Genomic DNA, 13,232 nt, shown 5'->3' with positions numbered 1-13,232 from the left:
CAGTGTCGGATTGCGGGCATGCCGAGCCACAGCGAGGCACCGAGTGTTGGGGCGAGGACCTTTTGGTTACTTTTGCGTCCTTGCAAAAGTGACCCGCTGTAAGAGCGGAACCATAAGCCGCCGTTACCTAAATAACGGATATACACTCAGCAGATCCTAACCCCCAATCGATCAGCAAGCTTAAGCGCCACCCCCGCGCATACACATTCACCGCAATCTTGTTGTGCAGCAAGCCCCGCACCCCATGCTCCGGGCTGAACTCAAACAGCACGTCCTTCTGCGACACCACGTCGATAAAGTGCTTGAGCTTGTAGGGAGTCGCGAAATTCCACAACGACACCGAGAACACCAGCACATCCGCCCGATGCAGGTGAGCCGCCAGGGCTTTGAGTGTCTCCCAGGCGGCGCTTTGTTCTGCGCTTAATGGCGTACCCGCAATACCCGCGTATTTGGCGTCCATCACCGGCCCGGCAAACTCCGGCAAGTCCAGCGCCCATAAATCCAGGGCCACTACTTGGGTGTCCGGGGCGTTCTGCTGGTAGCGGGCGATAAACTGGCGAGCGATTTCCAGCGACGCGGAGCGCTGTTTGCGCGGCGAACATTCGATGTGCAGGAGCGTGGTCATGGTGGGGCCTCAGCCAGGTTTGGCGCTGTGGCGTGAGCCATTAGTCTGGGCCTGGCCCGGGCAGCCGCTGGTGGCCTTGCCGAACCCGTTGCCACCGGCCTTGTTCCCTGCGCCATGCCCGTACCGCGAGGCGGCGCTGACCCGTCTGGCCCAGGCCGGCATCGCCCAGCGCAGCGCGCCGGAAGCGGACCCGCGCCTGGTTGAGATAATCACCCAGGTGGTGGTCCGCTACGGCGCTGTTCGTCGCCACTGAGGCTCAGCGCAACCAGTTGGTGCGCGCCAGTTCGATCACTTCATCGCCACGCCCGCTCATCACCGCCTTGAGCATGTACAGGCTGAACCCCTTGGCCTGTTCCAGCTTGATGGTCGGCGGCATCACCAGTTCCTGGGTAGCGGTGACCACGTCCACCAGCACCGGGCCGTCATGGGCCAGGGCGCGGCGCAAGGCCGGTTCCAGGTCTTCGGACTGCTCCACGCGAATGCCGAGGATGCCCATGGCGTTGGACATGGCGGCAAAGTCCGGGTTTTTCAGCTCGGTACCGGTGTCCAGGTAACCGGCGGCCTTCATCTCCATGGCGACAAACCCGAGTGACGAGTTATCAAACACGATGACCTTCACCGGCAATTTCAACTGCGCCAGCGAGATGAAGTCGCCCATCAACATGGCAAAGCCGCCGTCGCCGGACATCGAGATTACCTGGCGCCCGGGGAACGCGGCCTGCGCGCCAATGGCCTGGGGCATGGCATTGGCCATCGAGCCGTGGTTGAACGAACCGATCAGGCGACGTTTGCCGTTCATCTTCAAATAGCGTGCAGCCCAGACGGTGGGCGAGCCGACGTCGGCGGTGAAGATCGCATCGTCGTCGGCCAGCTCACTGAGCAAGCGCGCCACGTACTGCGGGTGAATGGGGCGGTCGGCCTTCGATGGCTGCGCCAGGTCATCCAGACCTTGGCGGGCTTTCTCATAGTGCTTGAGCGAGGTGTCGAGGAAGCTGCGGTCGGTCTTGCGGGTCAGGTGTGGCAACAGCGCGTCGATGGTTTCGCTCACATCGGCAGCGATGCCCAGGTCCAGGGTGGCGCGACGGCCCAGCGCCTGCGGGTTGCGGTCGACCTGAATGATCTTGGCATCGGTCGGGTAGAACTGGCGATACGGGAAGTCGGTGCCGAGCATGATCAGGGTGTCGCAGTTGAGCATCGCGTGGTAACCGGAGCTGAAGCCGATCAGGCCGGTCATGCCCACATCAAACGGGTTGTCCCACTCCACATGCTCCTTGCCGCGCAAGGCATGCACCACTGGCGCGCCCAGGGCATCGGCCAGGGCGACCACCTGGTCGTGAGCGCCGGCGCAGCCGCTGCCGCACAACAGGGTGACTTTCTCGCTGCTGTGCAGGATCTCGCTGAGGCGCTGCAGGTCTTGTTCCGCCGGCAAGGTGCGCGGCGCGTGCAGGGCCGGCCAGGGCTTGAGTTTGTCTTCCACTTCCAGCAGCGAGATATCGCCTGGGATCACCACCACCGCCACGCCACGGTTGAGGATCGCCGAGCGCATGGCGCGGTGCAGCACCTGGGGCATCTGCGCCGGGTTGGTGACCAGCTCGATAAAGTGGCTGCACTCTTTGAACAGTTCCTGCGGATGGGTTTCCTGAAAGTAGTTCAGGCCGATCTCGGAGGAGGGGATTTGCGCGGCGATGGCCAATACCGGCACATGGTTGCGATGGCAGTCGAACAGGCCATTGATCAAATGCAGGTTGCCCGGCCCGCAGCTGCCGGCACACACCGTCAACTCGCCGGTGGCAGCGGCCTCGGCGCCGGCGGCGAAGGCGGCCACTTCTTCGTGGCGCACGTGCATCCACTCGATGCTGTCCATGGTGCGCAGGGCGTCGGTCAGGCCATTGAGGCTGTCGCCGGTCAGGCCCCAGATGCGCTTGATGCCCGCCTGTTCAAGGGTGGTCGCCAACTGCTGGGCCAGGTTGATTTTCGCCATGAAGAACTCCAATCGTCAGTGAGGTTAAAGGCTGCTGATCAGTAGAGGACAGTTTGAACACGACGGATGTTCACCCTTAAATGTGAAGATTGCGTCATGGGGCCGACTAAACGCCGCCCATAAAAAAACCCTGGCAAGCCAGGGTTTTTCACAGCAGCAGGCTTAGCGGCGCCGGAACAGCGGCAACGGTTCATCCGTGGCGGCCTGGTAGGTCACCGAGAAATCCTTGAGGCTTTCCAGCGCTTCATACGGGTCTTTGTCGGCGCGCAAGGCGAAGGCATCGAACCCACAACGGCGCAGGTAGAACAGCTGGTCGCGCAGCACATCGCCAATCGCGCGCAATTCGCCCTTGTAACCATAACGGTCACGCAGCAGGCGCGCGTTGGAGTAGTTGCGGCCATCGGTGAAGGCCGGGAAGTTCAGGGCGATGACCTGGAAGTGCTGCACGTCGTCGCCGATCTCTTCGGCTTCCTCGTCGGCGTCCAGCCACACACCCAGGCCGCCGTCGCGGGCCTTGAGGGCGTGCCCGTGTTCGCGCCACAGGGCCAGCGGCACAATCAGGTCGTCGCAGTTGGAAATGCCGTCGAAGCTCGCGTCCTTGGGCAACAGGTGCCAGGTTTCGTCGAGGACTTCGTTGTTCTTAATGATTCGCTGCATAGACGCGCTCCTTGAACAGGTCGATGCCAATGCGCTGATAGGTGTCGATGAAACGCTCATCTTCGGTGCGCTGTTCGATGTACACGTCGATCAGCTTGCCGATCACCTCGGGCATGGCTTCCTGGGCGAAGGACGGGCCAAGGATCTTGCCCAGGCTCGCATCGCGGCTGGCGCTGCCACCCAGGGACACTTGGTAGAATTCTTCGCCTTTCTTGTCCACGCCCAGGATGCCGATGTGGCCGACGTGGTGGTGACCACAGGCGTTCATGCAACCGGAGATGTTCAGGTCCAGCTCGCCGATGTCGAACAGGTAGTCCAGGTCGTCGAAACGGCGCTGGATGGATTCGGCAATCGGGATCGACTTGGCGTTGGCCAGGGAGCAGAAGTCGCCGCCCGGGCAGCAGATGATGTCGGTCAACAGGCCAATGTTCGGCGTGGCAAAACCGCCTTCGCGCAGCTCGCCCCACAGGGTGAACAGTTGGCTCTGCTCGACGTCCGCAAGAATGATGTTCTGCTCGTGGGAGGTGCGCAGTTGACCGAAGCTGTAGCGCTCGGCCAGGTCGGCGACGGCGTCCAGCTGTTTGTCGGTGATATCGCCCGGTGCAACACCGGTAGGCTTGAGCGACAGGGTCACGGCAACGTAGCCCGGCTTTTTGTGCGCCAGGGTGTTGCGCGTGCGCCAGCGGGCAAAGCCAGGGTGCTGCTGGTCGAGGGCAGCCAGTTCGGCGTCCTGATTGCTCAGGGCTTTGTACTCAGGGTCGACGAAGTGCTTGGCCACGCGGTGCACTTCGGCTTCGGTCAGGGTGGTCTGGCCGCCGCGCAGGTGTTCCATCTCGGCGTCGACTTTCTGGGCAAATACCTCAGGGGTCAGCGCCTTGACCAGGATCTTGATCCGGGCCTTGTATTTGTTGTCACGACGGCCATAGCGGTTATAGACCCGCAGGATGGCGTCGAGGTAGCTCAACAGGTCCTGCCACGGCAGGAACTCGTTGATGAAGGCGCCGACCACCGGCGTACGGCCCAATCCACCACCCACCAGCACGCGGAAACCCAGCTCACCGGCAGCGTTGTACACCGGCTCAAGGCCAATATCGTGCACTTCGATGGCCGCGCGGTCCGAGGTCGAGCCATTGATGGCGATCTTGAACTTGCGCGGCAGGTAGGCGAATTCCGGGTGGAAGGTGGTCCACTGGCGCACGATTTCGCACCACGGGCGTGGGTCGATCAACTCATCGGCAGCGACGCCGGCAAACTGGTCGGTGGTCACGTTGCGCAGGCAGTTACCGCTGGTCTGAATGGCGTGCATTTGCACAGTCGCCAGCTCAGCGAGGATGTCCGGCACGTCTTCCAGCGCCGGCCAGTTGAACTGTACATTCTGGCGGGTACTGATGTGGGCGTAGCCTTTGTCGAAGTCGCGGGCAATCTTGGCCATCATGCGCGTCTGGCGCGAGGTCAGCTGGCCATACGGCACGGCCACCCGCAGCATCGGCGCAAAGCGCTGAACATAAAGGCCATTTTGCAGGCGCAGAGGGCGGAACTCTTCTTCGCTCAGTTCACCTGCTAGGTAGCGTCGGGTCTGATCACGGAACTGCTTGACGCGGTCCTCGATGATGCGCTGATCGTATTCGTCGTATACGTACATATAGGTCCTGTTCTCGGCAAATCTGCGCGCACGGCCGCGCACTCCCAACGGAGCCGGCGCACGATACCAGTTTGCGTATATGCGCAAAAGTGATGTTTGGGTATATGTAAATAACCAAACTGACTAATGAGAACCGTTATCGCCATACCCACATTTGTCATACGGGCAATCATGATCTTTACTGTGGTCGAGTCTTAGTGCCGTCACCTATAAAACCGACAAGAGGCGATGCAATGAGCAATTCCACTAAAACCCGTAAACCTGACAGTACCGTGGACGCCTGGGCCATTCTGTTCCTGATCATCCTGGTGGTCGGAACGGCCGTGTTCTGGGTCAGCCACCAGTAACAAAGAGCGTTGATTGAGCGTCGATTGGCTGTCGCATTGCCACTATCCTGGCGATCATTTTTCCAGGCTCGAACAACCCTGTTGAAGGTTCTGACTGCGTGTGTGTGGTTAGCAGGATCGACGTGCGGGGCCATGGCCCAGGCCGCTTCGGTGCTGTTTCTCAACCCAGGCTCGCCACGGAAACCTTCTGGGTCAGCTATGCGCAATTCATGCAGGCCGCCGCCAAGGACCACGGCCTGGATTTGCGCGTGCGTTATTGCGAGCGCAACGCGTGGATCGATTCCCCACAGGCCCAGCAGTTGCAGGCGTCGACATGGCCGGGAGACTTTCGTGCCCTGTCGGCCGTGGGCAAACCGGCCTCCTGCCGCTACCCGTTCAGCCTGCGACTGCTGCTGCGTCAGACCCCGGCCAGGTGCAGTACCAGCTTGACGATGCCGAATAAGGTCAAGGCAAATACCGCCGTGAAGAGCACCCCCAGGATGACAAAGTGGCTGGGCTTGCCGTGGCTGAAATCGCGGGCGCGGTTCTTGCCGCTTTGTACACCAAAGGCCGCCGCCATGACGCTGTGGAGCATCTGCCAGAAGGTCGGCGGCTTATTGTTGGTTGGATCGTTCATAAAACCCTCGTGTGCATGGCTGTCCTCAAGAGCATAGCCAATCTGCCGGTGAGGGCTGCCCTCACTAGTTATTCACCACCGCCCAAGGGTTGAGCGGTGATGTCCTGTCACCCCCATTCAACGGAGTGACACCATGTCTGAATTACCTACCCAAGCCAGTGCTGATACGCGACCGGCGGCCACCCAGAGTATCCATGGGGATTTCCTCGAAAAGGCCGTACCCCGGTGGCTGGTCGACGCGACGCCTGCCCGCAGGTCGGCGCTTAAACACAGCACAACACCCTTGCCGTCGGCCTATAAAACGCTTTCGACTGCACAGCGCCGGGCCCTCGACGCGAGCGTTAAAGCCTGCGCGATCGCCCAGGTCCGGTTGGACACCACCATGGCGACGTTCCAGGACATCGAGGCATTCGCCAGGCCGTTGCTGCTCAACGCGTTGAAAGACCAGTACCAGGTGAAAGCGGATGTCGACGCCACATTGCTGTGCCTGCGGCGAACGCTGGCAATCAGTGTGCTGGATATCGAAATCGACTCGTTCGAGTTCCTGAAACTGTCGATGCTGCAGGCGTGCTTGCATAACTTTGAAGCCTGGGAGTGCGAGCCGAATGCCTACCACTCATCCTCAGGTTTTATGGTGCCGACCAAAACCGCCGGCACCTTCGAGCCCATAACCATCAACCTAAGCGTCAGCCAGTTCATGACCTTGTGTCGCAGCCTGGATATAGGGGCTCAGTATCAAACCTACCTGGCCTCTTTTTTTGCGCCGGTCGACGCAAGCCCTGAACCGCCACTTCGTCAACATTTCATGGCCAGCCAGAAGGCAACCATGAGGGCTGCCGCCGAGCACGCCTTGGCGATTGGGGATATCGAGCCTGCGGATCACGCCATGATTGTGTCAGTTATCAACGGCAACCTTTATCCCACCCTTGGCAACGAGCGTGTATGGCTGCTCGATATGAGCCTGATGAAAAAAAGACTGACCGGCTGCGTCTATTTTGCAATCGGTGACCCGTACGGCGACGAGCTGATTCTGTACATCCCCCATGACCCGGCGCACCCGCTCAAACGCTACACCAGGCAGCAGTTGCGCGACGAGTTCAAGCGCCTGTTCACCGCACGTGAAGGCATGGCGGCTGACGATCCTGCACCGACGGCCTATCAGCGGTTTTTCAGCCAATTCGTACCCTATGATCAGCGGCCTTACTATTTCAGCCAATTCACACAGAAGTCCGACGATTCCCCAAGCGGCCCGTTGAGTTCGCCTTGGCGAAAATTTGTGGAGTTCGTGTTTGGCATGACGCCGATTACACGCATCAAGGAACTGCCACCTGAACAACCCGCGAAGATGGAGCCGGTCAGCGACCCTTATCTTGCGCCCGGCAGCCTGATGCCTTACCGCGGCACAGGCACCTTTTCCGGGCTCCTGGACCTTTGGCCGTACCTGTATGAAAAGTACCGTGACAAGCTCCTCGCCGACGCCCGTGCCCATGCCGTACCGACCGCCCAGGTAGATGCCAAGGCACGGGAGGCTAAACTTGCGCACCTGTTTGAAGTTGGCATGCTGGTGCTCAACGCAGCCTCGATGTTTGTGCCCGTGCTGGGTGAAGTCATGATGGCGGTGATGGTCGAGCAATTGCTGGCCGAGACCGTGCAAGGTTCGATCGAGTGGGCCGAGGGCGACAAGCGCGCGGCCAGGGATCACCTGATTGATGTGGCGCAGAACCTGGCGCAGATTGCGGTTATGACCGGTGTTGGAGCGGCGGTGAGCAAATTCAGGGCGGTCAAGGCGCAGCCGGTGCTCGAAAACCTCAGCCCCGTCACATTGCCCAATGGCGAAACGCGTTTGTGGAAACCGGACCTGACCGGCTACGAGAGCCCCGTTACGTTGGATGCCAATGCAGTGCCCAACGCCGAGGGGCAATACCGGCTCGGTGGCAGGACTTATATTCGTCTGGGTGATCAGGTCTACGAGCAAGTGTTTGATGAGTCGATCAAGTGCTGGCGGATCAAGCATCCGACCCAGGCCGAGGTTTATCAACCCATTCTTCAAAGCAATGGACGGGGCGCCTGGCGCCATACCCTGGAGCGGCCTGCCGAGTGGGATCGTCTTACCCTGCTGCGACGCATGGGCCACGAAACCGACGCTTTTACCGATACCGAGCTGCTCAAGGTGGCGGATGTCAGCGGGGTCAGCGACAGCGCCCTGCGCAAGATGCACATGGACCTCGCGCTGGCGCCGCCTGAGCTGCTGGATGCCATGCGCTTGTTCAAGGCCGATGCCGGCGCAGGGCAGGTGATAGAGCAGTTGCGGGGCAGCCAGCCGATCGACGAGCGATACCTGTTTGCACTGCCGCTGGTGGTCGAAATGCCGCGGTGGCCGAAGACCCGGGTGCTTGAGGTGTTCAAGGGCCCAGCGCTCGCTGGGGAGTCGATAACCTACGGTGCCGGCCGCGTGCCCCGGGGCGGCGTTGCACAAGCGTCGATCCAGATTTCCCGTGCTGATGTGCTGGATGGACGATTGCCCGCGGTTATCCTGACCGCATTGGATGAGTCGCAGGTGACCAGCCTGCTGGGCGGCGAGGGCGCGCGGGTGCCGGACGCGAGGGTGCAAGAGTTTGGCAAGCAAATTGCCGATTATGCCCAGACTCGCAAGCCGGCGATTTTCGACAGCCTTTACGCCGGTACCGAACCGCTGGACAGCCAGGTCAGGCGGCTGCAACGCAGTTGCCCAGGCCTTAGCGAAGCCGCAGCCCGGGAGACACTGGCCCACGCGTCCCCGGATGACCTCAAGCGGCTGGAGGCGACGCACAAGGTGCCTTTGAACCTGCAAGAGGAGGCACGCTGGTATGCGTTACAAGGTCGCCAGACCCGTGCGTATGCAGGGTTGCGCAGCGAAACCATGGCCAGCGCAGACAGCCGCCGGCTTGCGCTTCATACCCTGGAAAAACTGCCGGGGTGGCCCGACACCTTACGTCTGGAGGTGCGCGAAGGCAGCTACAGCGGCACACTGCTGGACAGCATCGGCAGTCGCACGGCACGGGATACCCGCTATGTGGTGAAAAAAGGTCCGCGGTTTCAGGCGTTCGATGCGCGTGGCGAGGCACTCAACAGTATGCCCACAGAGGGCGATAATTTTTATGCCTCGCTGATGCATGCCATGCCCGACAACGCGCGTCAGGGGCTGGGTGTGCCGCAGGTCAGCCAGAGCGCGCAACTGCGAGAGAAACTCATCACCTTTGCCGACCTTTACCGCAGTCAAGCGCCCCACTGGCTGGCGCCGCAAAGCAGTACGTTCAAGCCACCGGCACGAATCAACGAGCGGATCGTGGGGTATTACGCCAGTGGGCGAGCTGCCGGCCAGACGCTGAGTCTTGAGGCGCGAGCGCAAACGCTCTACGGCCTGAGCGATGTCCAAGCCAGCGATTACATTTTGCAGCTCCAGGCGCAGGGCAAGAGCAACAAGGCAATCTTCAACCATCTGCAGAACCGCGAACACGATTATGGCGAGTTGGTGAAGACGCTCGACGAGTGGGTCCAGGCCTCGCGTGACGGAGCCACCGGCCATCACACCAACAATAAATCATTGGTCGCCAGCCAGCTCAAGGAGGCCTGGCGCAGGGAACCGTTAGCAGGAACTGTAGACAACGCTGCTCGCTTGCATATCAACGTCGATGAACATCTGCCGCCATTGACGGTTGATTTCGCGCATATTCATGAGTTGGCGGTGGTTGGACGCAAAATAGGCGATGCCGAAGTCGAGGCCTTTTTAACGCGGTTTCCCAATGTACAAACCCTGTCTGTTGGCGACAGCCCCCGATTGTGGCGGCTGGTTGAGAGGGGCGACGGATCGTCGCTGACAACGCTGCCCCTGGCAGTGACGCAGATGGCGCGCCTCAGAAGCCTGAGGCTTGGCATCTCGGTCAATCAACTGGCGCCGGAGTTCTTCTCGAGGCTCAGTAGCCTGACTTCGCTGGAAGCGCTGCATATTGATTACCGTGGCCTTTCCCCGAACGCCCTCAATGGCCTTGACCTGTCTGCGCTGGTGCAGTTGAGACAGCTGCAAATCGAGGCGCCTGGTGGTCTGTCGCGATGGCCGGCGAATGTCGAGAACCTTCCCAACCTGGAACGTCTCGATTTGCGCCACACCGCGATCAGTGAGCTGCCCGCCACGCTGTACAGTGGGCATGAAAAGCTGTGGGCGGGGCTGTCGATGGACTGGTCAAGGTTCCCACGTGAACCCTTTAAGCGTGCCTATGACTATGTCAGAACCTATAAGGGTGAGCGCGGGCACCTGGTGGACCTGCACCAGATGGTCAGCGAGTACGCTAAAGGTAAATTGAGATCGCTGAAAGTGGATTACAACCTGGCCAACTCCCTGCATCAGGAAATACTCAAGAGCGCGCCAACTCCCGAAGCGCGGTTTGCGGTTATTGAGCAGATCAGCGACCAATACGCCGATGTCTTTGCGCCGTTTTACGCTGCACAAGAGGATCCGGTGAGCGGGTACTGGTCACGTTCCACGCAATGGCGGGGAGGGCCGAATGAACAAGTGATCAGCGAACTTGAAGCCAATTGGTGGCGAGCGATTGGCGAACGTTATGGCATAGCGGGCGATGCATCGGTGTTTGAGTTGCAGGCCCCGGTATTTGTAATGGACGCCCTGTCGCAGGTGCACGGCGTGGACTTGCCCGAGTTACCTGCTGCCAGTTTCGCCCATGTGCGCACACTGCGCCTGCAGTGGCCGGTAGCATCCATCGAGCAGGCGCGAGGGTTTATTCGCGCCTTCAGCGAGACGCGAAGCCTTGAGCTCAACGGGCTTGGCTTGACTGAGATACCCATAGGCACAGGCGATCTTCCCGCCTTGACCCGGCTTGACCTGTCCCACAACAGCTTGGCCATGCCGACGCTGCAAGCGCAACTCAATGATCTGCCTGGCCTGGAGGTGCTGGATTTGAGCCATAACAGTCACCCGCTCACCGAGGTGGATGTCAGCGCCCTGACCCAGCTGCGCGCGCTCAACGTGCGCCAGACAGGACTCAACGCCTGGCCGGCCGGTGCCGAGGGCCTGCCGGATCTGGAGTGGCTGGACTTGCGAGACAATCAATTGGCGAGCTTACCGCTGACGGTGCTGGCCGATGATGCCGCATTGATGAAGACCAACTTGACGGGGAACCGCCTCAACGCAGCCAGCCAGGCCGCGCTGGATTCGGCGCGTCAGCGGGTTGAGGTTACACAGGGCTTGCCCTCTGGGGCATTGGCTCGGTTTGAACAACAGCGTGTGCCGGCCGTCTTCCCCCCGCAGGAAAGTGGCCTGACGATGAGGCGTCATCTGTTGCCAATGCCCCAGCAGATCGCAGTAGCCGAAGGCGCCGCGGGTTTTGTCAAGCGCTTGCAGCAACTGTCGCCGTTGGTGACCGACGAAAAAGCGTTGTTGTGGTTCGAACAATTGCGTAGCGGTGGGATGAGCGATCCACACATAGACACGCTGTTGACCACCTGGCATCAGGAATATGTCGGTCTGACTCGCCAGCTCAACGGCTGGCTGTACACCCGTGAATTAACTGGCCCGGACGTAAGCCTGATGGCTGAGGAGCGCCAGTCTGTGGCACTGAAGATCATCGAATGCTGGCAGGCCGGCGTGTCGGCCGACGCCGGCTATGAACTGAGCCTGCACGGCTTGCGCGTTGACAATCTGCCTGAACTGACGGTGCAGTTCAGCCATGTTCACACGCTGAATTTAACCGCAGTGGGGTTCTCGGCATCGGGGGCCGAAGGCTTTCTCAATAGCTTCCCCGAGGTGCGCAAGCTGATTTTGAGTGGTAATGAGCTGTCGGTCGTGCCCGAGGCGGTGGGGCGCATGGCCCAGCTTGAGGCGCTGGATTTAAACACTAATGCCATCGCCGACCCCGAGCCTTTGTATCGATTGTCGATTGGCGCACACCTGCGTCGCCTGGACCTGGGCAAAAACCGCCTGGTTGAGTTCAGCGCACAGACCTTCAATCGGCTTGAACGCTTGAACCTGAGTTACAACCGCCTTGAGCAGTGGCCCAGCGGCACGTTGGCCTTGCCCAACCTGACAACCTTGGACCTCTGTGGCAATTACATTGTTGATTTACCTTCCGGTTTGTTTAATGGCCGTCATGACGCGTTGGTGAGTGGCACGGATCTGGCCGATAACGAACCGCTATCACGCGACAGTCTTGAACGGATGAGAGTTTATGGCCTTACCCACAACGGGCCGGTGATGGGATGGGATCAGTCAGAAATTGCAGGCTGGATTCGAGGGTTTGAACATACTTCCGATGAGGCTCAATCCAGCAGTGACAGCGACGAAAGCGCCGATGTACCTCTGGAGAATATTGTTGATCCCAGCCGCGATTCGGGAGAGACGGTGCTGTCGTCCTGGCTGACGCACTCACCTCAAGGTTTGGCCGCACCCCGGCGGCAGATGTGGCAGCAATTGGCCCAGGAGCCGCTGCATGAGTGTTTTTTCCATTTGCTCGAACGCCTGCGCGATACCGATGAGTTCCGGTTCCAACCGGTCGATCTTACCCGGCGGGTGTGGGAGGTGATTGAAAGCGCCGTCGGCAGTAGCGAGATGCGAGAGTCGTTATTCGCGGCCTCGGCCACCCATGGCACCTGTATCGACGGGCGTATTCTCACCTTCAGCTCGTTGGAAGTGATGGTGCTCGTCGAGCGTGTGCTGTGTGACGTGCCGACCCGTTCCCTGAAGGTCAGGGGCCAGCGTTTACTGGCGCTGTCCCGGCAATTATTTCGCTTGGAGCAGGTTGATACCCTTGCCATGCGCAATGCCGCAGGCAGGGACGAGGCTGAGGTACGCCTGGAATATCGGCTCGGTTTGACCCGTGGCTGGCCGGACGGGCTGGAGCTGCCGGGGCAACCCTCGCGTATGGCGTTTGGTACCCCGATCAGTGGGGCCGTCTTGACCAGCGCCCGCGAGCAGGTGCTGGCGGCGCAAGCGTCTGATGCGTTCTATGAACGCCTGATTCGCCATGACTACTGGAACCAGTACCTGGAAGAGCGCTATCCCGATGAGTTCCAGCAACTTCAGCGCGACGCTGACGCGGCCCATGAGGCGGTCGAGGACGAGTATGCGGACAGGGAGGAGGGCACTGACAGTCAACAGCGCTACGAGGCGGCCATGAATCAACTGCAATTTGACCGAGAAAGCGCCCGGGTGAAATTGCGGCTTGAACTGTCCCGCCAGGAGGTGCACGAATTGTCGGCGGACAGTGTTGTGGCGGCGCCGGGCAGGCCAACGTCGCCGCAGCCGGGGCCCTCGACACGCCAGTAAGCCAGACAGCCGCAGCCCATAGGATTACGCCCACGCCCTGGGAGCGTGG

The 13,232-nt window shown here is 60.6% G+C and carries 5 protein-coding genes and 3 pseudogenes; 3 read left to right on the top strand and 5 right to left on the bottom strand.

All coding sequences use genetic code 11. From position 1 onward, the window contains the following. Positions 1-190: 190 nt before the first annotated feature. Positions 191-625, bottom strand: a pseudogene (locus QF043_RS16230) (FMN-dependent NADH-azoreductase); the annotation flags it as partial. A gap of 10 nt (positions 626-635) precedes the next feature. Here QF043_RS16230 and QF043_RS16225 point away from each other — a divergent pair. After that, a pseudogene (locus QF043_RS16225) lies at positions 636-878 on the top strand (LysR family transcriptional regulator); the annotation flags it as partial. 3 nt (positions 879-881) lie between these two features. Here QF043_RS16225 and poxB read toward each other — a convergent pair. From poxB to QF043_RS16210, 3 genes are all read right to left on the bottom strand, one after another. Further along, positions 882-2,606, bottom strand: a complete 1,725-nt coding sequence (gene poxB / locus QF043_RS16220; RefSeq protein WP_307419335.1) for a ubiquinone-dependent pyruvate dehydrogenase — start codon at positions 2,604-2,606, stop codon at positions 882-884. Positions 2,607-2,768: 162 nt separating this feature from the next. Continuing rightward, complete coding sequence (locus tag QF043_RS16215) at positions 2,769-3,263, bottom strand: DUF934 domain-containing protein (protein ID WP_017136920.1); 495 nt, start codon at positions 3,261-3,263, stop codon at positions 2,769-2,771. After that, complete coding sequence (locus tag QF043_RS16210; RefSeq protein WP_003190712.1) at positions 3,247-4,905, bottom strand: nitrite/sulfite reductase; 1,659 nt, start codon at positions 4,903-4,905, stop codon at positions 3,247-3,249. Before QF043_RS16210 ends, QF043_RS16215 begins: the two co-directional genes overlap by 17 nt. A 425-nt stretch (positions 4,906-5,330) precedes the next feature. Between QF043_RS16210 and QF043_RS16205 the strand changes: the two are divergent. Beyond that, a pseudogene (locus QF043_RS16205) lies at positions 5,331-5,551 on the top strand (LacI family transcriptional regulator); the annotation flags it as partial. 98 nt (positions 5,552-5,649) lie between these two features. Here the strand turns inward: QF043_RS16205 and QF043_RS16200 are convergent. Next, complete coding sequence (locus QF043_RS16200; RefSeq protein WP_307419333.1) at positions 5,650-5,868, bottom strand: DUF2970 domain-containing protein; 219 nt, start codon at positions 5,866-5,868, stop codon at positions 5,650-5,652. Positions 5,869-6,001: 133 nt separating this feature from the next. Here QF043_RS16200 and QF043_RS16195 point away from each other — a divergent pair, with 133 nt between their 5' ends. Continuing rightward, positions 6,002-13,183, top strand: coding sequence for an NEL-type E3 ubiquitin ligase domain-containing protein (locus QF043_RS16195; RefSeq protein WP_307419332.1), 7,182 nt, complete (start codon positions 6,002-6,004; stop codon positions 13,181-13,183). Positions 13,184-13,232 lie beyond the last annotated feature (49 nt).

The organism is Pseudomonas sp. W3I7, assembly GCF_030816095.1.
GTDB lineage: Bacteria > Pseudomonadota > Gammaproteobacteria > Pseudomonadales > Pseudomonadaceae > Aquipseudomonas > Aquipseudomonas salomonii.
The sequence above is the reverse complement of the archived record's forward strand: the minus strand, read 5'-3'. Positions and strand labels throughout refer to the sequence as shown.